The sequence below is a fragment of the Streptomyces sp. NPDC048275 genome (assembly GCF_040652275.1).
GTDB lineage: Bacteria > Actinomycetota > Actinomycetes > Streptomycetales > Streptomycetaceae > Streptomyces.
Genome location: NZ_JBEZLR010000032.1, coordinates 47,542 through 68,065, shown reverse-complemented (window position 1 = coordinate 68,065; position 20,524 = coordinate 47,542). Strand labels below are relative to the sequence as shown.

Here is a 20,524-nt window from a genome sequence, read left to right as displayed (position 1 = left end):
ACACGGTGGAACGCCGCGCGCCCGCAGACGTGACACGGTGCAACTCAAAGCGGCTCCCCGGGCTTTCTAGGCTCCTCGCACACCGAGCGACCGGAGGTCCCGATGAGCAGAGTGATCCGCGCCGCCGTCTTCCAGACTGCCTGGACCGGCGACAAGGAGTCGATGATCCAGGTCCACGAGCAGGCGGCCCGCGACGCGGCCGCGCAGGGCGCACAGGTGCTGTGTTTCCAGGAGCTCTTCTACGGGCCCTATTTCTGCCAGGTCCAGGACAAGGCGTTCTACGAGTACGCCGAGCAGATCCCCGAAGGCCCGATCGTCCAGCGCTTCCAGGCACTGGCCAAGGAACTGGGCATCGTCCTCGTGCTGCCGATGTACGAGGAGGAGCAGCCCGGCGTCCTGTACAACACCGCCGCCGTGATCGATGCCGACGGCTCCTACCTGGGCAAGTACCGCAAGACCCACATCCCGCAGGTCCCGGGATTCTGGGAGAAGTTCTACTTCCGCCCGGGCAACTCCGGCTGGCCGATCTTCGACACGGCCGTCGGCAGGATCGGCGTATACATCTGCTACGACAGGCACTTCCCCGAGGGCTGGCGTGCTCTCGGCCTCGCGGGTGCCGAGATCGTCTTCAACCCGTCGGCCACCTCGCGCGGTCTGTCCGGCTACCTGTGGCAGCTGGAGCAGCCGGCCGCGGCCGTCGCCAACGAGTACTTCATCGGCGCGATCAACCGGGTGGGCGTCGAGGAGTACGGCGACAACGACTTCTACGGGACCTCGTACTTCGTGGACCCGGAAGCCCAGTTCATCGGCGAGGTGGCGAGCGACAAGGAGACGGAACTCGTCGTCCGCGACCTGGATATGGCCAAGCTCCGCGAGGTGCGCGACCGGTGGCAGTTCTACCGGGACCGCGCTCCGGGGACGTACGGGCCGCTGACCGCGCCGTAGGCGCACCGCGCTCCGCGGGCCCGGCACGCGGGGGGTCGGGCCCGCGGCACCGTGTTCCTCACCGGCTTTCTTGCGAGGAAACAGCGTTGACCTCAGCTTTTAACAGCTTCGGTATTCCCTCAGTGCACACACGACCGGAAGGAGAGGGAGCATGAGCCGTACCGTCATCCGTGGTGGCCTCGTCATCACCGCGTCCGACGAGATCCACGCCGACGTCCTGATCGAGGACGGCCGGATCGCCGCCCTCGCGGCGACCGGGACCCCGGCGGCCGAGTCGTGGACGGCCGAGCGGACCATCGACGCCACCGGCAAGTACGTCATTCCGGGCGGCGTCGACGCCCACACCCATATGGAGCTGCCGTTCGGGGGCACCTTCGCCTCCGACACCTTCGAGACGGGCACCCGGGCGGCGGCCTGGGGCGGCACGACCACCATCATCGACTTCGCGGTGCAGAGCGTGGGCCACTCGCTGCGCGAAGGCCTCGACACGTGGAACGCCAAGGCCGACGGCAAGTGCGCGATCGACTACGCCTTCCACATGATCGTCTCCGACGTCAACCAGGAGACGCTCAAGGAGATGGACCTGCTGGTCGAGGAGGGCGTCACCTCCTTCAAGCAGTTCATGGCCTACCCCGGCGTCTTCTACAGCGACGACGGCCAGATCCTGCGCGCCATGCAGCGCTCCGCCGAGAACGGCGGCCTGATCATGATGCACGCCGAGAACGGCATCGCGATCGATGTGCTGGTGGAGCAGGCGCTGGCGCGCGGAGAGACCGACCCGCGCTTCCACGGAGAGGTCCGCAAGGCGCTCCTCGAGGCCGAGGCCACCCACCGCGCCATCAAGCTCGCCCAGGTCGCGGGGGCGCCGCTGTACGTCGTGCACGTCTCGGCGCAGGAAGCGGTCGCCGAACTGGCGCGGGCGCGCGACGAAGGCCTGAACGTCTTCGGTGAGACCTGCCCGCAGTACCTGTTCCTGTCGACCGACAACCTCGCGGAACCGGACTTCGAGGGCTCGAAGTACGTGTGCAGTACGCCCCTTCGGCCCAAGGAGCACCAGGCGGCGCTGTGGCGTGGCCTGCGCACCAACGACCTCCAGGTCGTCTCCACCGACCACTGCCCGTTCTGCTTCGTGGGCCAGAAGGAGCTCGGCCGGGGCGACTTCTCGAAGATCCCCAACGGGCTTCCGGGTGTCGAGAACCGCATGGACCTGCTCCACCAAGCCGTGGTCGACGGTCACATCTCGCGCCGCCGCTGGATCGAGATCGCCTGCGCGACCCCGGCCCGAATGTTCGGCCTGTATCCGAAGAAGGGCACCATCGCGCCGGGCGCCGACGCCGACATCGTCATCTACGACCCGCTCGCCGAGCAGGTCATGTCGGTAGAGACGCACCACATGAACGTCGACTACTCGGCGTACGAGGGCAAGCGGGTCACCGGGCGGGTCGAGTCCGTGCTCTCGCGCGGCGAAATGGTCATCACCGAGCGGGAGTTCACCGGACGCGCGGGTCACGGCGTCTACACCCCCCGCTCCACCTGTCAGTACCTTCTCTGAGCGACTAGGAGTGGCGCCATGGACTTCGGACTCGTCCTGCAGACCGACCCCCCTGCCTCCCGCGTCATCGACCTGATGAAGCGGGCCGAGGGCAACGGTTTCACCTACGGATGGACCTTCGACTCCGCCGTGCTGTGGCAGGAACCCTTTGTGATCTACAGTCAGATCCTTGCCAACACCGAGAAGTTGACGGTCGGCCCGATGGTCACCAACCCGGGCACCCGCACCTGGGAGGTCACCGCCTCCACCTTCGCCACGCTCAACGACATGTACGGCAACCGCACGGTGTGCGGCATCGGGCGCGGCGACTCGGCGATGCGCGTGGCCGGACGCAAGCCGAACACCCTCGCCCGGATCAGCGGCGCGATGAAGGTCATCCGCGCTCTCGGGCGCGGCGACGAGGCCGACCTCGGCGGTACCGTCATCAAGTTCCCCTGGGTCAAGCCCGGCGCCGAACTCCCGGTCTGGATGGCCGCGTACGGCCCGAAGGCCCTCAAGATGACCGGCGAGGAGGCCGACGGCTTCATCCTCCAGCTCGCCGACCTCTATCTGACCGAGTACATGGTCAAGGCGGTGAAGGACGCGGCGGTCGAGGCCGGCCGGGACCCTGTGGATGTCAAGATCTGCGTGGCCGCACCCGCGTACATCACCGAGGACGACTCGCCCGAGGCGCTCGCCCACGCGCGTGAGCAGTGCCGCTGGTTCGGCGGGATGGTCGGCAACCATGTCGCCGACCTCGTGTCCAAGTACGGCGAGCACTCCGCCGCCGTACCGGACGAGCTCACCGAGTACATCAAGGCGCGCGAGGGGTACGACTACTCCCACCACGGACGCAGTGACAACCCCGACACCAAGTTCGTGCCCGACGAGATCGTCGACCGGTTCTGCCTGATCGGCACGGCCGAGCGACACATCGAGAAACTGAAGGCGCTGCGCGAGCTGGGCGTCGACCAGTTCGCGGTGTACGACATGCACGACGCGCAGGAAGCCGTGATCGACGCGTACGGGACGAAGGTCATCCCGGCCGTCAACGGCCAGTAGTAGGGGGCCCGATCGGGCCTCCTCCCCGTTCTCCCCTTCCCGCCGTCCCGGGAAGGGGGCCAGGGCGCTCCCCGCGCACCCCCCAGACGCCCGCACGGCCTTTCCCGACACCTCTCACTGATTGGCCTGCCCATGACCGAGACCGTCCCCACCGACAGCCCACCGGCCGCCCAAGTCACGCTCCCCGACGGCCGGGTGGAGATCGCCCCCGGCGCACCCGCGCCCAGCGGCCCCTACGCCAACGAGGACCTGCTGCCGGTCCCGGTCGAGAAGCGCACCTGGACCACGTACAACTTCTCGGCGCTCTGGGTCGGCATGGCCCACAACACCGCTTCCTGGACCCTGGCTTCCGGCCTGATAGCCGTGGGCATGGACTGGAAGCAGGCCGTGTTCACCATCGCGCTGGCCAACCTGATCGTGCTGGTCCCGATGTTGCTCACCGGGCACGCCGGACCCAAGTACGGCATACCCTTCCCGGTCTTCGCGCGCGCCTCCTTCGGCGTCCGCGGCGCCAACCTCCCTGCCGTCGTACGGGCGTTGGTGGCTTGTGGCTGGTTCGGCATCCAGACCTGGATCGGCGGTGAGGCGATCTTCTTCCTCGCCGGGAAGCTCTTCGGCGACAGCTGGGCGAACGCCGGCCGGATCGGCGGCTACGCCTGGACCATGTGGCTGTCGTTCGCGATCTTCTGGGTGATCCAGGTCGCCATCATCTACCGGGGCATGGAGACGATCCGTCGCTTCGAGAACTGGGCGGCGCCGTTCGTGCTCGTCGGCGCCGGCGTGATGCTGTGGTGGATGAGTGGCAAGGCGGGCGGCTTCGGCCCGCTGCTCGACCAGCCCTCCAAGCTCGGCTGGGGCCCGGAGTTCTGGAAGCTGTTCGCCCCCGCTCTCATGGGCATGATCGGCTTCTGGTCCACACTGGCGCTGAACATCCCCGACTTCACCCGCTACGGCAAGAGCCAGAAGGCGCAGACCTGGGGCCAGGCGCTCGGCCTGCCCACCACGATGACGCTGTTCGCCTTCCTGTCCGTCATGGTCACCTCCGGCTCCCAGGCGGTGTACGGCGAGGCGATCTGGGACCCGGTCCAGCTGGCCGCCAAGACCGACAACGTCTTCGGCATCATCTTCGCGCTGGTCACCGTGCTGGTCGCGACCCTGTCCGTGAACGTCGCGGCCAACCTGGTCTCACCGGCCTTCGACTTCTCCAACATCGCACCCCGGAAGATCAGCTTCCGGGCCGGCGCGCTCGCCACCTGCGTCCTCGGCGTGCTGATCTTCCCGTGGAAGCTGTACTCCGACCCGCAGGGCTACATCTTCACCTGGCTCGGTCTGGTCGGCGGCCTGCTCGGCACGGTCGCGGGCATCCTCATCGCCGACTACTGGATCCTGCGCCGCACCAAGCTCGACCTCGCCGACCTGTACCGCACCGGTGGCCGCTACTGGTACGACGGCGGCTGGAACTGGCGGGCCGTCGTCGCCTTCGTCACCGGCGGCGTCCTGGCCATCGGCGGAGCAGACTTCCATCCGCTGATCGACGGGCGGCCCATCCCGGCCCTGGAGTCGCTGGCCGACTACGGGTGGGCGGTCGGGCTCGGTACGTCGGTGGTCCTGTACCTCGCACTGATGCTGCTGCGGGGGCGAGGGAGGACCGCTGTCTGATTCATCCGATTTAGATGCACCGGGTAGAGCCGGCCCCTTCACTCGGGTCGGCTCTACTGGGCCGATCTCTCGAGTGTGGCCACCGCTTCCGTGGCCGCCTTGAGCGCCCCGTCGAAGATGACGTCCGCCTTGGGGGCCTTCTTCGTCTCGAAGTCGCTGCCGTTGTACGTGATGACGACGATGCCGTTGGACGCGCGGACCGTCAGGACGGTCTCACGGGTCTCCTGCTTGTCCTCGGTGGTGAGCTTCGACGCGGAGTACGCCTCGTCGCCGAGCCCGGAAACCGACGCTCCATCACCCTTGTCGGTCGTACGCCCCTTGAACGAGCTCTGCGCTTCCTTGTCCGACTCCTTGATCTCGTACGAGACGTCGAGCCAACGGTAGTCGTAGCCCTTGAGCGCGTTCCAGGAGCAGGTGCGGCGCACGGTCTTGTCGGTCGAGGCGATCTCCTGGCCGGCCGTCTTGGCTCCCGGGACCAGGGATGTGATCGACTTCGTCGCCACCGCGGTGCAGGGAGCTGGTGACGAGGCGTACGTCTTGGTGGCCGCGGAGGTCGAGGGAGCGGTCGCCGTCTTGGTCTTCTGGGGCGTTTTGGGCTCGGCGGCGGTCGGAGCCGCGGTGAGCGGGCCGGACGTCAGGGCCCAGCCCGCCGAGGCGAGCACGGCGACCGGCAGCAGACGCGCGGTGAGGGCGAGCGGCAGAGGAAGAGAACGCACGGCGCACTTCTCGTGGGGGACGGTGCGGAGAGGGTCCGCACTGCGGACGGGACGCCAGTGTCACACGAGTCCCTGTGGGGCGGAAGTGCAAACTTCTCCCTTCCTGTGCGATGACAGTGCCTCACTGTTGACGCACTGTGCGCCACTTCGCCGCGACGAGCCGCGTCACCTGCGATCTTTGGCCGGATGGACGGGCAGCGCGCTCTCGATCCGGTCGACGGCGGCGAACGCGCCGTACGCGACGAGCCGCACCAGGCTGTCGTCGCTATGGATGGGTTTGCGCCAGGCCGCCACATCCTCGTCCGTGATCCGGTACGGGGCGAGCGCGGCCAGCAACGCGAGTCGAGCCCCGGGCCGCGAGCGGTCGGGAAGCACGTTCCACGCGAGCGAAGGGTGTGCTCCGTTCCAGGCATCCAGTGTTTCCCGTACGAGGATCCGGTCTGCCTCGTCGAGAAGTCCCGCACCCGCGGTGGCGGCGGCCCGCAGTGCGGCGTACGCCGGGCCGACGGTGGCCCCCCGTGCCCAGTCGGGGCCGGGGTTGTCGAGAGGGGCCACGCCCACGCCCGGGGCGGGGCGGCGGCGCACTGTCCTGGCGAGGGAGCGCCCGCCCGGACTCCGCACCGCCCTGAACCGCTGCGCAGTGCCCGCCAGCAGATTCTCGGTCAGCAGTGCCGACACGACGCGGTTGATGAAGTGGAAGGAGAGCGCGGTACCGATCCAGGCGGGGGCGTGTGCGCCAGGGAAGGGCAGCGGAGTCAACTCCGGGGCGCCGGGGGGTCCGGGTCGCCTCGCCCCATGCCGGCACGCGCGCGTGCTTCTCGTCGGTGAGCGTCTCCCCGCGCGCGGCCTCACCAACGAGGAGATCGCCGCGCACATGGTCATCAGCCCGTTCACGGCCAAGACCCACATCAGCCGCGCGATGACCAAGCTGGGCGCCTGCGACCGGGCCCAACTCGTCGTGTTCGCCTACGAGTCGGTCCTGGTGACGGCGCGCGGGCGCGCGGAGTGACGGCTTCCGCCGATCTTCCGTGCCATCATCGGCGCGTGATCGCGATACGCCTGACATGGACCCGTTCCGCCGTCCTCGCCTGCCTGTTGGCGCTGGCCGCGAGCGGGTGCGGGCTTTCCTCCGAACTGGATCGCGAGCTCAATCCCGACCGCAAGCCGACCCCCTCCCGGACCCGGGCCGCCCCGCCGCCCGTGTCCGTGCCGCCCGTGTCCGCACCGCCCGAGCCGTCGCCCACCGTCCCGGTCCAGGTGGTGCGCGGCTGCCCGTCGTCCGGTGTACGCGTCGACACCGGCCCCGTCGACGCCGCCATGGGCCTGCGCGCCATGACCCTCATTCTCACCAACTGCGGCACGCGGCCGTACGAGGTGAACGGCTACCCGTCCGTCCGCGTCCTCGACGAGGGGGGCGCCCCGATCCCGGGAGTGCGGACCGTCGAGGGGACGGGCCAGGTGCCCATGGCGCCGGAGGACACCGGCGCCGAGCCGCTGACCCTCGCCCCGGGTGACACCGCGTGGGCAGCCCTGTACTGGCGGATGGCGGCCGCGGACGGTACGTATCTCCGGGTCGCCCCACAGAAGGGGCGCGACACCATGAACGTACGCCCCGAGGAGCCGCTCGACATCGGCCCGGAGAACACCCTCGGGACGACGGCGTGGGCCCCCGGGCCCTGAGGCGAGGGGCTGAGGTTGCCCCGGGGGTGTGGGCGGGCGCAAGGTGGATGTGGGGGACGAGAGCCCTCGGGAGATGGTCATGCGGCGGCGCAATCGACTCGGTAGGCGGCGCAATCGACTAGGTACCTGGTGCACCGGACTGCTCTCGACGGTGGCTCTCCTCACTGCGAGTGCGGTCACGAGCCCGACCGGTGCGAGCGCCGCGACGCAGCCGCCTACGCCCACCGACCCACTCGCGTCCGCACAAGAGATACGCACCGACACGCCCGAAGGGCTGGCCGAGTATCTGGGCCTTGCCTACGCCAGCGTCGACGGCTATTGGCGGGATGTCTTCAAGGAACAGGGTCTGACGGGGCCGTCCTCTTTCTACACCGCCCCGATACCTGGGGAAGACGGCTTCTCCAGTCACTGCACGGATGAGCCCGTCGCGCACGACACGCCGTCGTTCTTCTACTGCCCGTGGGACGTTTACACGGATGACGAGGGCGTCACCCACTCGGGCGCGATCCATTTCCCGGTGACGACGGCCAGGGCCGTGGGGAACCGGACCGGCGACTTCGCGCTGGCCACCGTGATGGCCCATGAGTACGGTCACGACGTACAGAGGGAACTCATGGACCAGCTGAACCTGCGGGACATTGTGCAGATGAAGGACGGCGCGCCCGTTCTGGAGGACGGGGACACCGTCAATGTGAAGGAATCCGAGCTGATAGCGGACTGCTTCAGCGGCAACTGGACCAAGTACGTCTCTCAGCAGGGCCTGGTGGCCACCGCTGATCTGTCCGAGGCTGTCAACGCCCTTGAGCTGGCGGGCGACAAGGAGATCGGCGGCGCTCATCCCCACGGCAGCAAGCAGGAGCGCACGACTGCCTTCACCCTGGGCTACGACAGCGGTGATCTCATGGAGTGCGCGCGCCAGTACTGGGTCACCGAGAGGTGGGAATGACCGGACCGGGAGTCGGGGCCCAGCCCTTCTCCGGCAGCACGCGCTGATTCCGGGCGGCCCCGGGTATTCACGACGATTCCACCCGTAGTGCACCGGACAGGCAGGGATTGTCAGTGGCGCGTGTTGTCATGGAGCCATGATCGAAGACATCGAAACCATCGACGAGTTTCTCGCTCACCACGCGTCCGACGTCGAAGAAGCGGTGCGGCAGGCGGCCGCCACCGAGATCATGCCGCGCTTCAGGCGGCTCGCGGCACACGAGGTCGACGAGAAGAGCGGCCCGCACGACCTGGTGACGGACGCCGACCGCAAGGCCGAGGAGTACCTCACCGAAGCGCTCTCCAAGCTGCTGCCCGGCTCGGTCGTGGTCGGAGAGGAAGCGGTCCACGCCAACCCGGTGACGTACGAGGCGATCCAGGGCCAGGCCCCCGTCTGGATCATCGACCCGGTCGACGGCACCCGACAGTTCGTCCACGGCGACTCCGGTTTCTGCACACTCGTCGCACTCGCGCAGGATGGCGTCGTCCGCGCGTCATGGACCTACGCACCGGCCCGCAACCGGCTGGCCGTCGCCATCCGCGGTCAAGGCGCGCTGCTCGACGGTGAGCCGTTGCGCTCGGGCTCGCCCACGCCCGGCCACGACCTCGAGATAGCCACCTCCCACCCGGACTACACCACCGACGAGCAGAAGCGCGCCTTGCTCGGCCTGCGCACCCAAGGTGTCCGGCCGCGTCCGTGCGGCTCGGCGGGCCTCGAGTACCTGGCCGTCGCCCGGGGCAAGTTGGACGGCACCGCCTTCTCCTGGGAGGCCGCATGGGACCACGCCGCGGGTCTGCTGCTGGTCGAGGAGGCGGGCGGCATCCACCTGACCAGCACGGGCGAGCCGTTCCGTATCACGGGAGGCAACGCCCTGCCGTTCACGGCGGCACGGGACGAGGCCACGGCCCGCCGGGTGGTGGCGCTGTTGACTGCCGGAGCGTGATGCCGTGGGGCCATCGCGGCGTGGTGCTGTCGGTCACCGCAGCGTGATGCCGTCGGCCATCTCGGCCTGGACTCTGTCGGCCACCGAGGCCTGCACTCTGTCGGCCCTTGCGGCCTGATGCCGTCGGCCACCTCGGCCTGACGCTGTCCGCCACCGCGGTCTGATCAGGAGACTCCGCGCACGCCGCCCGGCGCCCGGTTGCCGTGCCCCCGCGCCGTCAAGGTTGTCAGTCCTCCGGCATATCCTGATGTCCAGTGGCCGTCGGCTGACAAAGGAGTCCGAAGGTGCCGTCGATGCTCGATGCGGTCGTGGTGGGTGCGGGGCCGAACGGACTGACGGCTGCCGTGGAGCTGGCCCGCCGGGGCTTCTCCGTGGCCGTGTTCGAGGCGCGGGACACCGTGGGCGGGGGAGCCCGCACCGAAGAGCTGACGTTGCCCGGATTCCGGCACGACCCGTGCGCGGCGGCCCATCCGCTGGGCATCAATTCCCCGGCGTTCCGCGCGATGCCCCTGGAGCGGTACGGCTTGGAGTGGCTGCACGCCGAGTTGCCCATGGCGCATCCGTTCCCCGACGGTACGGCAGCCGTCCTCGCGCGTTCCGTGGCGGAGACGGCGGCCTCGTTCGGCCCGCGCGACGCCGGTGCGTACCGTCGGCTGATCGCCCCCTTCCTCCCCAAGTGGGACACGCTGGCCCACGACTTCATGTCCCTGCCGCTGACCGCACTGCCCCGCGACCCGGTCACCCTGGCCCGCTTCGGCCTCGCCGGGCTGCCGCCCTCGACCTGGCTGATGCGGCGCTTCAGCGACGAGCGGGCCAAGGCGCTGTTCGCCGGGCTCGTCGCGCATGTCATCGCCCCGCTCGACGGCATCGCCACCGGCGCCGTCGGCCTGGTCTTCGCCCTGGCCGCGCACGCCCGCGGCTGGCCCGTCGCGCGCGGCGGCTCCCAGTCCATCTCCGACGCGCTCACCGCGTACCTCAAGGACCTCGGTGGCGCCGTCCACACCGACTACGAGGTCAAGCGCCTCGACGACCTGCCGCCCGCGCGCGCGTACGTCTTCGACACCTCGCCCTCCGCCCTGTCCCGGATCGCGGGCTTCGGGCGGTATTACGAGGGCTATCGGTACGGCGCGGGGGTCTTCAAGGTCGATTACGCGCTGGACGGACCCGTGCCCTGGACGGCCAAGGAGGCGCGTACCGCCGGGACCGTGCAGGTCGGCGCGAGCCGTGCCGAGATCAGCACGGCCCTGCGCGCGGCCTCGCGCGAAGGCCGGGCGCCGGACGCCCCCTTCCTGATCACCGTCCAGCCCAGCGTCGTCGACCCGTCCCGGGCACCCGAGGGCAAGCAGGTCTTCTGGGCGTACGGGCACGTTCCCAACGGCTGGACGGGGGACCTCACGGACGCCATCGAGCGGCAGCTGGAGCGGTTCGCGCCCGGTTTCCGCGACCGCGTGCTGGCCCGCGCGACCGCCGGCCCACGTGAACTCGCCGCGCGCAACGCCAATTACGTGGGCGGAGACATCGCCTGCGGCGCCGCCTCCGGACTCCAGCTCCTACTGCGCCCCAAGCTCTCCCTGTTCCCGTACAGCACCCCGCATCCGGCCGTCTTCATCTGCTCCTCGGCCACCCCGCCGGGCCCCGGTGTGCACGGGATGTCGGGGCACAACGCGGCGAAGGCCGTGTGGCGGCGGCTGCGGCAGTCCTGACCGCGGGCGCGTCCGCGGCGCGTCACCGACACAGCCGTCCCTTCCGGCACGACGAGAAGGCCCGTCCTTCCCGGCACAAGAAGAAGGCCCGTCCCTCCGGCACAGGAAGAAAGCGCTGTCACACGTCTCGACATCGGTTCTGCCCCCACCCGACCATGCAAAGGGGCCGTGACATGACCGTGACAGGAGACTCCATATGATCAAGCGCAGATCGGTGCTGACCGCGGCGGGCGGCGCACTCCTCGGCAGCGCGCTGGCTACGGGCACTGCTCGGGCCGATGCGACCATCGGGGTCAACCCCAGTGCGACGTACGGAAGTTGGGAGGGCTGGGGCACCTCTCTCGCCTGGTGGGCCAATGTGTTCGGCGCGCGCGACGACTTCGCCGACATCTTCTTCACCACCAAGTCCGTCGCGTACGGCGGAAGGACGCTGCCGGGCCTCGGCCTGAACATCGCCCGCTACAACCTGGGCGCGTGCAGCTGGAACAGTGTGGGCGGCACGACCATGGTCGCCTCCCCCAACATCCCCGCCTTCAAGCAGATCGAGGGGTTCTGGCAGGACTGGAACAACGAGGACCCCACGTCCTCCGCCTGGGACTGGACGGCCGATGCCGCTCAGCGGGCGGCCCTGGTCAAGGCGACCCAACGCGGCGCCGTCAGTGAGCTGTTTGCCAACTCGCCGATGTGGTGGATGTGCCTCAACCACAACCCGTCCGGCGCGGCCGGCGGCGGCAACAACCTCCAGTCCTGGAACTACCGCCAGCACGCCTCCCACCTGGCGAGCGTGGCGCTGTACGCGAAGAACAACTGGGGCGTGAACTTCAGCACCGTCGACGCCTTCAACGAGCCGTCCTCCAGCTGGTGGACGGCGACGGGCACCCAGGAGGGCTGCCACATGGACGCCGCCGTCCAGGCGGCCGTCCTCCCGTATCTGCGCAGCGAACTCGACAAGCGCGGCCTGACCGCCACCCGGATCTCCGCATCCGACGAGACGAGCTACGACCTGGCGCGCACGACCTGGAACTCGTTCGGTTCGTCGACGAAGGCGCTGGTCAGCCAGGTCAATGTGCACGGCTACCAGGGCTCCGGCGGCCGCCGCGACCTGCTCTACACCGATGTCGTCGGCGCGGCGGGCAAGAAGCTGTGGAACTCCGAGACCGGCGACTCGGACGCCACGGGCCTCACTCTGGCGAGCAACCTCTGTCTGGACTTCCGCTGGCTGCACCCGACCGCGTGGGTCTACTGGCAGGTGATGGACCCCAGCTCCGGCTGGGCGATGATCGCCTACGACGCGAGCACCCTCCAGCCGACCACCGTGCAGACCAAGTACTACGTGATGGCCCAGTTCAGCCGTCACATCCGCCCCGGTATGACCATCCTCGACACCGGTGTGGGATACGCGGTCGCGGCCTACGACGCGAGCGCGAGGCGGCTGGTCGTCGTGGCCGTCAACTCCGGTGCCGCCCAGAACCTCACGTTCGACCTGTCCAGGTTCACCCAGGTCACCGGGGGCAGCGGCGGTCTCGTACGACGCTGGAACACCCTGACCTCCGGCGGCGGTGACCTGTACACCGCGCGCACGGACACCTACCTCAGCGGCAAGACGCTGACCGTGCCCTTCGCCGCCGCGTCCGTACAGACCTTCGAGATCGACGGCGTGGTGGTCTGACCTTCGGCGGGTGTCCGACGCGTGGGGGACAATGCGGTCATGGACGTAAGGAGGAGGTCGAGGCAGTCATGACCGCCATCACCCTGGCCCAGGGAGACATCACCCGGGAGAGCGCCGACGCGATCGTCAACGCCGCGAACTCGTCGCTGCTCGGCGGGGGCGGCGTGGACGGGGCCATCCACCGCCGCGGTGGCCCCGCCATCCTCGCCGAGTGCCGCAGGCTCCGCGCCTCCCACTACGGCAAAGGCCTGGCCACCGGCAAGGCGGTCGCCACGACCGCAGGCAAGCTGGACGCACGGTGGGTGATCCACACCGTTGGACCGGTGTTCACCCATGCCGAGGACCGCTCGAAGCTGCTCGCCTCCTGCTACCGGGAGTCCCTGCGCGTCGCCGCCGAGCTGGGCGCGCGGACCGTCGCCTTCCCCGCGATCTCCACCGGGATCTACGGCTGGCCGATGGACGACGGGGCGCGGATCGCCGTACGGACCGTGCGCGAGAGCGCGGATCCGTCCGTCGAGGAGGTGCGGTTCGTGCTGTTCGACAAGAAGGCATACGACGTCTTCGCCGAGGTGCTGGCGGAGGGCTGAGCAGTGTGCCGGGGTCCGCAGGGGCGCCTTCGTGCCGGGCTTTGGAGCGTCTCCTTCGTGCCGGGTTTCGGGCGGGCGTCCCGCATACCGCGCTCCGGTCGGCGCTTCCGGCCTGCACCCTCGTGCGGTTCACGGTAACTTGACCATGATTTTCGCGATTTCCACCTTCGCCTTACGTCCTGTACGGCGAAGGTGCCCTGCAGCCTGTCGGGCCGAAGGGTGGACGATGGCCACGACCTTGAACCTCCCGCACGTCGGCGCCGCCGAACGCCACGGGCGTCTCCCCGTGCGCCGCACCGCCGTCGCCCATCAGGACCGGCTGGAGGTGCGGCCGCCCTATGCGCTGACCGGTCACGAGGCCGCAGCGACCGACTTCCCTGCCGTGTGCTCCTCCGTCGCTCCCGCTGCCCGGGCGGGCCGAGAAGTATGAACCCCATGCCGCCGGGCGCCGCCACGACGACCGTCAGCAGACGGGTCCCCCTGCAGGCCGCGGTGACGCTCGTGGTGGTGGTGTGCGTCGGCTGTCTCGCGCGGCGTCACTGGTCGGTGATCGCGGCCGGCGCCGATCGGCTGGCCGTCGCCGACCGCGGCTGGCTGCTCGTGGCGGCCGTGGCCACCGCGGCGACCTGGGGGTGTTCGGCTCTTGCCCAGCAAGGGGCGGTGGCACGGCCGTTGCCCGCCGGGCGGCTGATGGCCGTGCAGTTCGCGGCCTCCGCCGCCAATCACGTGCTGCCGGCGGGGCTGGGCGCCGGCGCGGTCAATCTGCGCTTCCTGACCCGGTGCGGTCTGCCGGTCGCCCGGTCGGCGACCGCGCTCGGGGTGAAGGCCACCGCGGGCGCTGTCTCGCGGTGTTTCCTGATCGCCGTGTTCGCGTCCGCGTGTCCCGGCGTGCTCCGCCTTCCGCACGTCTCCCCGACGGTGGTCGCCGTGACCGTCGGGGTGGTCGTGGCTGCCGTGGCCCTTCTGTCCGGCCCGCTGCGGCGCGCGCTGCGGGCCGTGCTGGCGGACGTCCGCGCCGTGCACGAAGTCCCGGCGCGGACGGCGGCGTTGTGGGGCGGCTCGGTCGCCTTCCCCTCGCTGCACGCCGCCGTGGTCGTCGCGGTCGCCCAAGCCCTCGAGCTGCCGCTGCCCCCGGCCCAGGTCGCGCTGGCGTACCTCGCCGCGAGCAGCGCCGCCGTGCTGCTTCCCACCCCCGGCGGAATCGGTTCCTTGGACGCGGCTCTGATCCTGGCCCTCACCTTGGTCGGAGCCCAGGGCGGTGCGGCGGCGTCGGCCGTGCTCGGCTACCGGCTGCTGACGATGTGGCTGCCGCTGCTTCCGGGACTGGTGACGCTGGGCGTGCTGGTGCGCCGCCGGGTGCTGTAAGTGAACCGGCGACAGCGACCGTGGTGGTGACAGCGCCCGATTGTGGGGGGCGGGCCGGGCGTCAACCTCCATGGCGACCTCCACGTCACTCGGACGCGTCGCTCAGCCCGAGCCGCAGATGCTCCACGTGATACACCGCCTGGTCAAGGAGTTCGGCGACGTGATGGTCGTGCAGCGCGTACACGACCGACCGGCCCTGGCGCTCGCCGACCACCAGTCCGAGGTTGCGCAGCAGCCGCAACTGGTGCGAACACGCGGACTGTTCCATGCCCACCTCGGCGGCCAACTCCGTGGCGGGGAGTGGTCCTTCGCGCAGGCGGGCGAGGATCAGCAGACGTGAGGGGGTGGACAGTGCCTGGAGCGTGGTCGCCACCTTCGCGACGTTGGCCGCGTCCAGACGTACGCGCTCGGTGGCGTCCTGCGCGGCGGTGACGGCTCCATGACCCATGGACGCATCCTACCTACCACACATGAAGGCATGAATGAGTCTTCATGTGTTCCTGTATGGTGCCCGCGTGCCTTCCACTCTTGCCTCGTCTCCCGCCGTCGACGCACCCCTCCGGACGGCCCCGCGCCGCCGCACCCGTGTCCTCGCGCTGCCGGAGGCCCGCTGGGCGCTCCTCGCGACCGCCGCCTTCCTGCTCGCGCTCCCGCCGCATCTCGCCGGGGCGCCCGGCTGGATGTACGGCCCGCTCTACGCGATCGCGTACGTCGCCGGCGGCTGGGAACCGGCCATCGAAGGGCTGCGGGCGCTGCGCGAGAAGACCCTGGACGTCGACCTGCTGATGATCGTGGCGGCCCTGGGCGCGGCCGCGATCGGGCAGGTCCTCGACGGTGCGCTGCTGATCGTCATCTTCGCCACCTCCGGTGCCCTGGAGGCCCTGGCCACCGCACGCACCGCCGACTCCGTACGCGGCCTGCTCGACCTCGCGCCCGCCACGGCGACCCGGGTGACTGCCGACGGTGAGGAGTCGGTCGCGGTGAGCCGACTCACCGTCGGTGATGTGGTGCTGATCCGCCCGGGCGAGCGGATCGGCGCCGACGGACGGGTTCTGGACGGCACCAGTGAGGCCGACCAGGCGACGATCACCGGCGAACCGCTGCCGGTGGTGAAGGCCCCGGGCGACGAGGTCTTCGCGGGCACCCTCAACGGCACGGGCGCCCTGTGCGTCCGCGTTCAGCGCGATCCCGCCGACTCGGTGATCGCCCGGATCGTCACCCTCGTGGAGGATGCCTCGCGGACCAAGGCGCCGACGCAACTGTTCATCGAGAGGGTCGAACAGCGGTATGCGGTGGGTGTGGTGGCCGCCACGCTCGCCGTCTTCGCCGTGCCGATGGCCTTCGGCGCGGACCTCACCGGCGCGCTGCTGCGGGCGATGACCTTCATGATCGTCGCCTCGCCGTGCGCGGTCGTACTGGCCACCATGCCCCCGCTGCTCTCGGCCATCGCGACCGCCGGACGGCACGGGGTCCTGGTCAAGTCGGCCCTCGCCATGGAACGCCTCGGCGAGATCGACACGGCCGCTCTCGACAAGACCGGCACGCTGACCGAGGGCGTGCCCGAGGTGACGGCCGTACGTCCGTCGCAGGCGTCCGGCCTCGACGAGGACGCCCTGCTGGCGCTGGCGGCCGCCGCCGAGCACCCCAGCGAACACCCGCTCGCCCGCGCGATCGTCGCCGCCGCCCGGACCCGCGGCCTGCGTCTCGCGCCCGCCGTCGACTTCAGGGCGAAGCCGGGACACGGCGTCACCGCCTTGGTCGAAGGCCAGGTGATCACGGTCACCCGCCCCGATCCCGACAGCCCCGCCGACCCCGAGAGCCCCGGCCACCCCGACAGTCCCGCCGACGCCGACCGCCCTGTCGACGCCGGCACGGTCGTCCTCGTGGCGCGCGCCGGCGTCCCCGTCGGCACCCTCACCCTCACCGACCGCCTCCGCCCCGACGCCGCCGAGACCGTCGCCGCGCTCACCGCGCTGACCGCCACCTCACCCGTGCTGCTCACCGGCGACAACCCGTGCGCCGCCGCCGAGGTGGCCGAGGCCACCGGCATCACCGACGTACGCGCGGGTCTGCTGCCCGCGGACAAGGTCGCGGCCGTACGAGATCTGCAACTGGCCGACCGCAAGGTCCTGTTCGTCGGGGACGGGGTCAACGACGCCCCCGCCCTGGCCACCGCCCATTCGGGGGTCGCCCTGGGCCGGGCCGGCTCCGACCTCGCGCTGGAGACGGCCGACGCCGTCCTCGTGCGCGACGAGCTGGCGGCGATCCCCGCGGTCGTACGGCTGTCCCGTGCGGCCCGCCGCCTGGTCACCCAGAATCTCGTCGTCGCGGGTACCTTCATCACGGTCCTCGTCCTGTGGGACCTCCTGGGCCACCTGCCGTTGCCGCTCGGCGTCGCGGGCCACGAGGGCTCGACCGTGCTGGTCGGGCTGAACGGACTGCGGCTGCTGCGGGAATCCGCGTGGGACAGGTCGGGCCTGGACCAGCGTCTCTGAGGGGCTTGGTGGTCGGACCTCCAGCCTCAGGTCGCCGCACCTCGATGTCGGATTCTCGCCAGCCCCGCCCTCGCGCGTGCCCGATGCTTGAGAGATGCGGAACGGGATGCACACCGACACCGAGCGCTGTGTGCGGGCCGTCCAGTCGAAGGACGCGCGCTTCGACGGATGGTTCTTCACAGCGGTTCTGACCACGAAGATCTACTGCCGGCCCAGCTGCCCGGTGGTGCCGCCGAAGCCGGAGAACATGACGTTCCTGCCGAGCGCGGCGGCCTGCCAGCAGGCCGGCTTCCGGGCCTGCAAGCGGTGCCGCCCGGACACCAGCCCCGGCTCGCCCGAGTGGAACCAGCGCGCCGACCTGGTCGCCCGTGCCATGCGCCTGATCGGCGACGGAGTCGTGGACCGCGAGGGCGTACCCGGCCTCGCCACCCGGCTCGGCTACAGCACCCGCCAGATCGAGCGGCAGCTGCTGGCCGAGCTGGGCGCGGGACCGCTCGCGCTCGCCCGGGCCCAGCGCGCCCAGACCGCGCGGCTGCTCATCGAGACCACCCCGCTCCCGATGGCCGAGATCGCTTTCGCCGCCGGGTTCTCCTCGATCCGCACCTTCAACGACACCGTGCGCGAGGTCTTCGCCCTCCCCCCGAGCGAGCTGCGCGCCCGACTCCCCAAGAAGCGGACGGCACTCACACCGGGGGCGGCGGCGACGCCGGGCATGCTGAGCCTGCGGCTGCCGTTTCGCGCCCCGCTCAACCCCGACAACCTCTTCGGCCACCTCGCCGCCACCGCCGTACCCGGCGTCGAGGAGTGGCGCGACGGCGCGTACCGGCGCACCCTGCGGCTGCCCTACGGCCACGGCATCGTCGGTCTCGCCCCGAACGCCGACCACGTCGCCTGCCGCCTCACCCTCAGCGACCTGCGGGACCTGCCCGTCGCCATCAGCCGCTGTCGCCGCATGCTCGATCTGGACGCCGACCCGGTCGCCGTCGACGACCAGTTGCGCACCGACCCGCTGCTCGCCCCGCTCGTCGACAAGGCGCCGGGCCGCCGGGTGCCGCGCACGGTCGACGAGGCCGAGTTCGCGGTACGGGCCGTGCTCGGCCAGCAGGTCTCCACGGCCGCCGCCCGCACTCACGCGGCCCGCCTGGTCACCGCGCACGGCGACCCGGTCGACGACCCGGAGGGTGGCCTCACCCATCTCTTCCCGTCCGCGGAGTCCCTCGCCGCGCTCGACCCGGCATCGCTGGCGATGCCGCGCACCCGCCGCATCACCTTCACCACGCTCGTACGTCAACTCGCCGACAAGTCACTCCACTTGGGAGTCGAGAGCGACTGGGCGGAAGCCCGCGCCCGGCTCCTCGCCCTCCCCGGCTTCGGCCCCTGGACGGTCGACGTCATCGCGATGCGCGCCCTCGGTGACCCCGACGCCTTTCTCGCCACCGACCTCGGAATCCGGCGCGCGGCCCAGGAGTTGGGCCTGCCGTCGACGCCGGGAGCCCTGACGGCGCGCGCGGCGGCGTGGCGCCCGTGGCGGGCGTACGCGGTCCAGTATCTGTGGGCGACGGACAGTCACCCGATCAACTTCCTCCCCGTATAAGCCCTTTGCGTAATCCTTTTCAAGGACGTCCAGTGAAACAGCACACGGTCATCGACAGCCCCTACGGCCCCCTCACCCTCGTCGCCGACGACGGCGTCCTGTGCGGCCTCTACATGGTCGACCAGCGCCACCGCCCACCGCAGGAGAACTTCGGCGAGCGCGACGACACGCCCTTCGGTGAGGCGGCAGACCAGTTGGAGTCCTACTTCGCAGGCGAGTCGAAGGAGTTCACACTTGAACTCCGGCTGATCGGCACACCCTTCCAGCGCACGGTCTGGGACCAGCTGCGCCGGATCCCCTACGGCGAGACCCGTTCGTACGGCGAACTGGCCGAGGCTCTCGGCAACCCGGGGGCCTCCCGGGCGGTGGGTCTCGCCAACGGCAAGAACCCCATCGGCATCATCGTGCCCTGCCACCGTGTGGTGGGCGCCGACGGAAGCCTCACGGGCTACGGCGGCGGCCTGGACCGCAAGCAGCGCCTGCTGGACTTCGAGCGAGGGTGTGCCCTTTTCTGAAGGACTCGCCCTTCCTTGAAGGACTCACCGAGGGCCCACCCTAACCGCTCTCGGCGCTCAGTCGGCGCAGCAGCGCGGGCAGCGCCGTCCCGATGGGCTCCCGTACGACCTCGTCCGCCCGGTCGTCGTACGGCGTCGGCTCGGCGTTGACGATGACCAGCCGGGCCCTGTGGTCGGCGGCGACCCCCGCGAGCCCGGCGGCGGGCTGCACCTGGAGGCTGCTGCCGACCGCGATGAACACCTGGCACGCCTTGGTGATCGCCACCGCTTCACCGAGCACCACGGGATCGAGCCGCTGCCCGAACATCACCGTCGCAGACTTGAGGATCCCGCCGCACTCCAGGCACGGCGGATCGTCCTCACCGGCCTCGACCCGGGCGAGGGCGTCCTCCATCGGCGTTTTCGCATGACACTTCGTGCACACCACGGTCCGCGCCGTGCCGTGCAGTTCGAGCACCTTGCGGGCCGGCATCCCGGCGAGCTGGTGCAGCCCGTCCACGTTCTGCGTGATCACCCGCACCGGTATCCCGGACCGCTCCAGCTCGGCCACCGCCCGGTGCGCCGCGTTCGGCTCCGCCCGCAGCGTCCGGTTCTTCCGCCGCATCTGCCACGCCCGGCGCCTGATCTCGGGATCACCCATGTAGTACTCGTACGTCACGAGCTTCTCGGCCTCCGGATCCCGCCGCCACAGCCCGTTCGGGCCACGATAATCAGGAATCCCGGAATCGGTGGAGATCCCTGCTCCACTGAGGATGGCGACGAGTGGCCTGTTCATGGGCCGAGAGTAGGACGCTTGCCTGCTCGGAGCGAGCGGATATCAGGGCGTGGCCCGCGCGGGCTGGTCGGCTGAGATCCACGTCTGCGCAAAATGACGTGGATCAAGAGGGCGCTCGCACATCAAGGTGATGCCCGCCCCGTTCCTCCGGGTCGTAACCGATTTCGCCCGATTTTCCGATGCGTGATGGCAGCTCACGGCCGTCCGCCTTCCACATGTGCAGTGCATGGGGGTTCAGCTTGTCCGCACACGCCCGTCGCACCCGGACCGTCATCGGATCCGCACTTGCCGCGCTCTCAC

At 70.2% G+C, this 20,524-nt stretch carries 19 protein-coding genes and 1 pseudogene; 16 read left to right on the top strand and 4 right to left on the bottom strand.

Annotated elements, in window-relative coordinates:
* Window positions 1–102: 102 nt before the first annotated feature.
* From AB0D57_RS20600 to AB0D57_RS20585, 4 genes are all read left to right on the top strand, one after another.
* On the top strand, window positions 103–945 hold the full coding sequence (locus AB0D57_RS20600; RefSeq protein ID WP_362074499.1) for a nitrilase-related carbon-nitrogen hydrolase: 843 nt from the start codon (window positions 103–105) through the stop codon (window positions 943–945).
* 151 nt (window positions 946–1,096) lie between these two features.
* Complete coding sequence (hydA, locus tag AB0D57_RS20595) at window positions 1,097–2,497, top strand: dihydropyrimidinase (protein ID WP_362074496.1); 1,401 nt, start codon at window positions 1,097–1,099, stop codon at window positions 2,495–2,497.
* A gap of 18 nt (window positions 2,498–2,515) precedes the next feature.
* Entirely contained in the window at window positions 2,516–3,538 is a 1,023-nt protein-coding gene (locus tag AB0D57_RS20590; protein WP_362074493.1) for a TIGR03842 family LLM class F420-dependent oxidoreductase, read from the top strand.
* A gap of 132 nt (window positions 3,539–3,670) precedes the next feature.
* Entirely contained in the window at window positions 3,671–5,197 is a 1,527-nt protein-coding gene (locus AB0D57_RS20585) for an NCS1 family nucleobase:cation symporter-1 (RefSeq protein WP_362074490.1), read from the top strand.
* A gap of 53 nt (window positions 5,198–5,250) precedes the next feature.
* Here the strand turns inward: AB0D57_RS20585 and AB0D57_RS20580 are convergent, their stop codons facing one another.
* Complete coding sequence (locus tag AB0D57_RS20580) at window positions 5,251–5,913, bottom strand: hypothetical protein (RefSeq protein WP_362074487.1); 663 nt, start codon at window positions 5,911–5,913, stop codon at window positions 5,251–5,253.
* A 165-nt stretch (window positions 5,914–6,078) separates the two neighbouring features.
* Window positions 6,079–6,672, bottom strand: a complete 594-nt coding sequence (locus tag AB0D57_RS20575) for a hypothetical protein (protein WP_362074484.1) — start codon at window positions 6,670–6,672, stop codon at window positions 6,079–6,081.
* 79 nt (window positions 6,673–6,751) lie between these two features.
* Between AB0D57_RS20575 and AB0D57_RS20570 the strand changes: the two are divergent.
* The 9 genes and pseudogenes from AB0D57_RS20570 to AB0D57_RS20530 form a co-directional block, all read left to right on the top strand.
* Window positions 6,752–6,922, top strand: a pseudogene (locus tag AB0D57_RS20570) (helix-turn-helix transcriptional regulator); the annotation flags it as partial.
* A gap of 35 nt (window positions 6,923–6,957) precedes the next feature.
* Window positions 6,958–7,593, top strand: coding sequence for a DUF4232 domain-containing protein (locus tag AB0D57_RS20565; protein ID WP_362074481.1), 636 nt, complete (start codon window positions 6,958–6,960; stop codon window positions 7,591–7,593).
* A 151-nt stretch (window positions 7,594–7,744) separates the two neighbouring features.
* Window positions 7,745–8,539, top strand: coding sequence for a neutral zinc metallopeptidase (locus AB0D57_RS20560; protein ID WP_362074478.1), 795 nt, complete (start codon window positions 7,745–7,747; stop codon window positions 8,537–8,539).
* Window positions 8,540–8,675: 136 nt separating this feature from the next.
* Window positions 8,676–9,521: an inositol monophosphatase family protein gene (locus AB0D57_RS20555; protein WP_362074475.1), complete on the top strand. Its 846-nt coding sequence runs from the start codon at window positions 8,676–8,678 to the stop codon at window positions 9,519–9,521.
* Between the two features lie 293 nt (window positions 9,522–9,814).
* Window positions 9,815–11,224 carry an NAD(P)/FAD-dependent oxidoreductase gene (locus AB0D57_RS20550; RefSeq protein ID WP_362074573.1) on the top strand — a complete coding sequence of 470 codons (1,410 nt, stop codon included), beginning with the start codon at window positions 9,815–9,817 and terminating at the stop codon, window positions 11,222–11,224.
* 196 nt (window positions 11,225–11,420) lie between these two features.
* A complete protein-coding gene (locus AB0D57_RS20545; RefSeq protein WP_362074472.1) occupies window positions 11,421–12,893 on the top strand; it encodes a beta-1,6-galactanase in 1,473 nt (490 codons plus the stop codon).
* A 68-nt stretch (window positions 12,894–12,961) separates the two neighbouring features.
* Entirely contained in the window at window positions 12,962–13,480 is a 519-nt protein-coding gene (locus AB0D57_RS20540; RefSeq protein WP_362074469.1) for an O-acetyl-ADP-ribose deacetylase, read from the top strand.
* A gap of 226 nt (window positions 13,481–13,706) precedes the next feature.
* Window positions 13,707–13,910 carry a hypothetical protein gene (locus tag AB0D57_RS20535; protein ID WP_362074466.1) on the top strand — a complete coding sequence of 68 codons (204 nt, stop codon included), beginning with the start codon at window positions 13,707–13,709 and terminating at the stop codon, window positions 13,908–13,910.
* A 5-nt stretch (window positions 13,911–13,915) separates the two neighbouring features.
* Window positions 13,916–14,845 (top strand): lysylphosphatidylglycerol synthase domain-containing protein, encoded by a 930-nt coding sequence (locus AB0D57_RS20530; RefSeq protein ID WP_362074570.1) that lies wholly within the window; start codon window positions 13,916–13,918, stop codon window positions 14,843–14,845.
* 85 nt (window positions 14,846–14,930) lie between these two features.
* Here AB0D57_RS20530 and AB0D57_RS20525 read toward each other — a convergent pair whose 3' ends face one another.
* Window positions 14,931–15,293, bottom strand: a complete 363-nt coding sequence (locus AB0D57_RS20525) for a metalloregulator ArsR/SmtB family transcription factor (RefSeq protein WP_362074463.1) — start codon at window positions 15,291–15,293, stop codon at window positions 14,931–14,933.
* A gap of 34 nt (window positions 15,294–15,327) precedes the next feature.
* On the opposite strand from AB0D57_RS20525, the gene AB0D57_RS20520 reads away from it, so the two are divergent.
* The 3 genes from AB0D57_RS20520 (at window position 15,328) to AB0D57_RS20510 (ending at window position 19,449) form a co-directional block, all read left to right on the top strand.
* Window positions 15,328–17,340, top strand: a complete 2,013-nt coding sequence (locus AB0D57_RS20520; RefSeq protein ID WP_362074460.1) for a heavy metal translocating P-type ATPase — start codon at window positions 15,328–15,330, stop codon at window positions 17,338–17,340.
* A gap of 94 nt (window positions 17,341–17,434) precedes the next feature.
* Window positions 17,435–18,934, top strand: coding sequence for an AlkA N-terminal domain-containing protein (locus AB0D57_RS20515; RefSeq protein WP_362074457.1), 1,500 nt, complete (start codon window positions 17,435–17,437; stop codon window positions 18,932–18,934).
* Window positions 18,935–18,966: 32 nt separating this feature from the next.
* Window positions 18,967–19,449, top strand: coding sequence for a methylated-DNA--[protein]-cysteine S-methyltransferase (locus AB0D57_RS20510; protein ID WP_362074454.1), 483 nt, complete (start codon window positions 18,967–18,969; stop codon window positions 19,447–19,449).
* A gap of 40 nt (window positions 19,450–19,489) precedes the next feature.
* Here the strand turns inward: AB0D57_RS20510 and AB0D57_RS20505 are convergent, their stop codons facing one another.
* Complete coding sequence (locus tag AB0D57_RS20505; RefSeq protein WP_362074451.1) at window positions 19,490–20,224, bottom strand: Sir2 family NAD-dependent protein deacetylase; 735 nt, start codon at window positions 20,222–20,224, stop codon at window positions 19,490–19,492.
* Window positions 20,225–20,524 lie beyond the last annotated feature (300 nt).

What these genes read in the sequence shown, in the direction of transcription:
- AB0D57_RS20600 (WP_362074499.1), top strand. Translation starts at nt 103, where the DNA reads ATGAGCAGAGTGATCCGCGCCGCCGTCTTCCAGACTGCCTGGACCGGC.
- AB0D57_RS20550 (WP_362074573.1), top strand. Translation starts at nt 9,815, where the DNA reads ATGCTCGATGCGGTCGTGGTGGGTGCGGGGCCGAACGGACTGACGGCT.
- AB0D57_RS20555 (WP_362074475.1), top strand. Translation starts at nt 8,676, where the DNA reads ATGATCGAAGACATCGAAACCATCGACGAGTTTCTCGCTCACCACGCG.
- AB0D57_RS20530 (WP_362074570.1), top strand. Translation starts at nt 13,916, where the DNA reads ATGCCGCCGGGCGCCGCCACGACGACCGTCAGCAGACGGGTCCCCCTG.
- AB0D57_RS20590 (WP_362074493.1), top strand. Translation starts at nt 2,516, where the DNA reads ATGGACTTCGGACTCGTCCTGCAGACCGACCCCCCTGCCTCCCGCGTC.
- AB0D57_RS20540 (WP_362074469.1), top strand. Translation starts at nt 12,962, where the DNA reads ATGACCGCCATCACCCTGGCCCAGGGAGACATCACCCGGGAGAGCGCC.
- AB0D57_RS20520 (WP_362074460.1), top strand. Translation starts at nt 15,328, where the DNA reads ATGAGTCTTCATGTGTTCCTGTATGGTGCCCGCGTGCCTTCCACTCTT.
- AB0D57_RS20535 (WP_362074466.1), top strand. Translation starts at nt 13,707, where the DNA reads ATGGCCACGACCTTGAACCTCCCGCACGTCGGCGCCGCCGAACGCCAC.
- hydA (WP_362074496.1), top strand. Translation starts at nt 1,097, where the DNA reads ATGAGCCGTACCGTCATCCGTGGTGGCCTCGTCATCACCGCGTCCGAC.
- AB0D57_RS20545 (WP_362074472.1), top strand. Translation starts at nt 11,421, where the DNA reads ATGATCAAGCGCAGATCGGTGCTGACCGCGGCGGGCGGCGCACTCCTC.
- AB0D57_RS20515 (WP_362074457.1), top strand. Translation starts at nt 17,435, where the DNA reads ATGCGGAACGGGATGCACACCGACACCGAGCGCTGTGTGCGGGCCGTC.
- AB0D57_RS20585 (WP_362074490.1), top strand. Translation starts at nt 3,671, where the DNA reads ATGACCGAGACCGTCCCCACCGACAGCCCACCGGCCGCCCAAGTCACG.
- AB0D57_RS20525 (WP_362074463.1), bottom strand. Translation starts at nt 15,293, where the DNA reads ATGGGTCATGGAGCCGTCACCGCCGCGCAGGACGCCACCGAGCGCGTA.
- AB0D57_RS20505 (WP_362074451.1), bottom strand. Translation starts at nt 20,224, where the DNA reads ATGAACAGGCCACTCGTCGCCATCCTCAGTGGAGCAGGGATCTCCACC.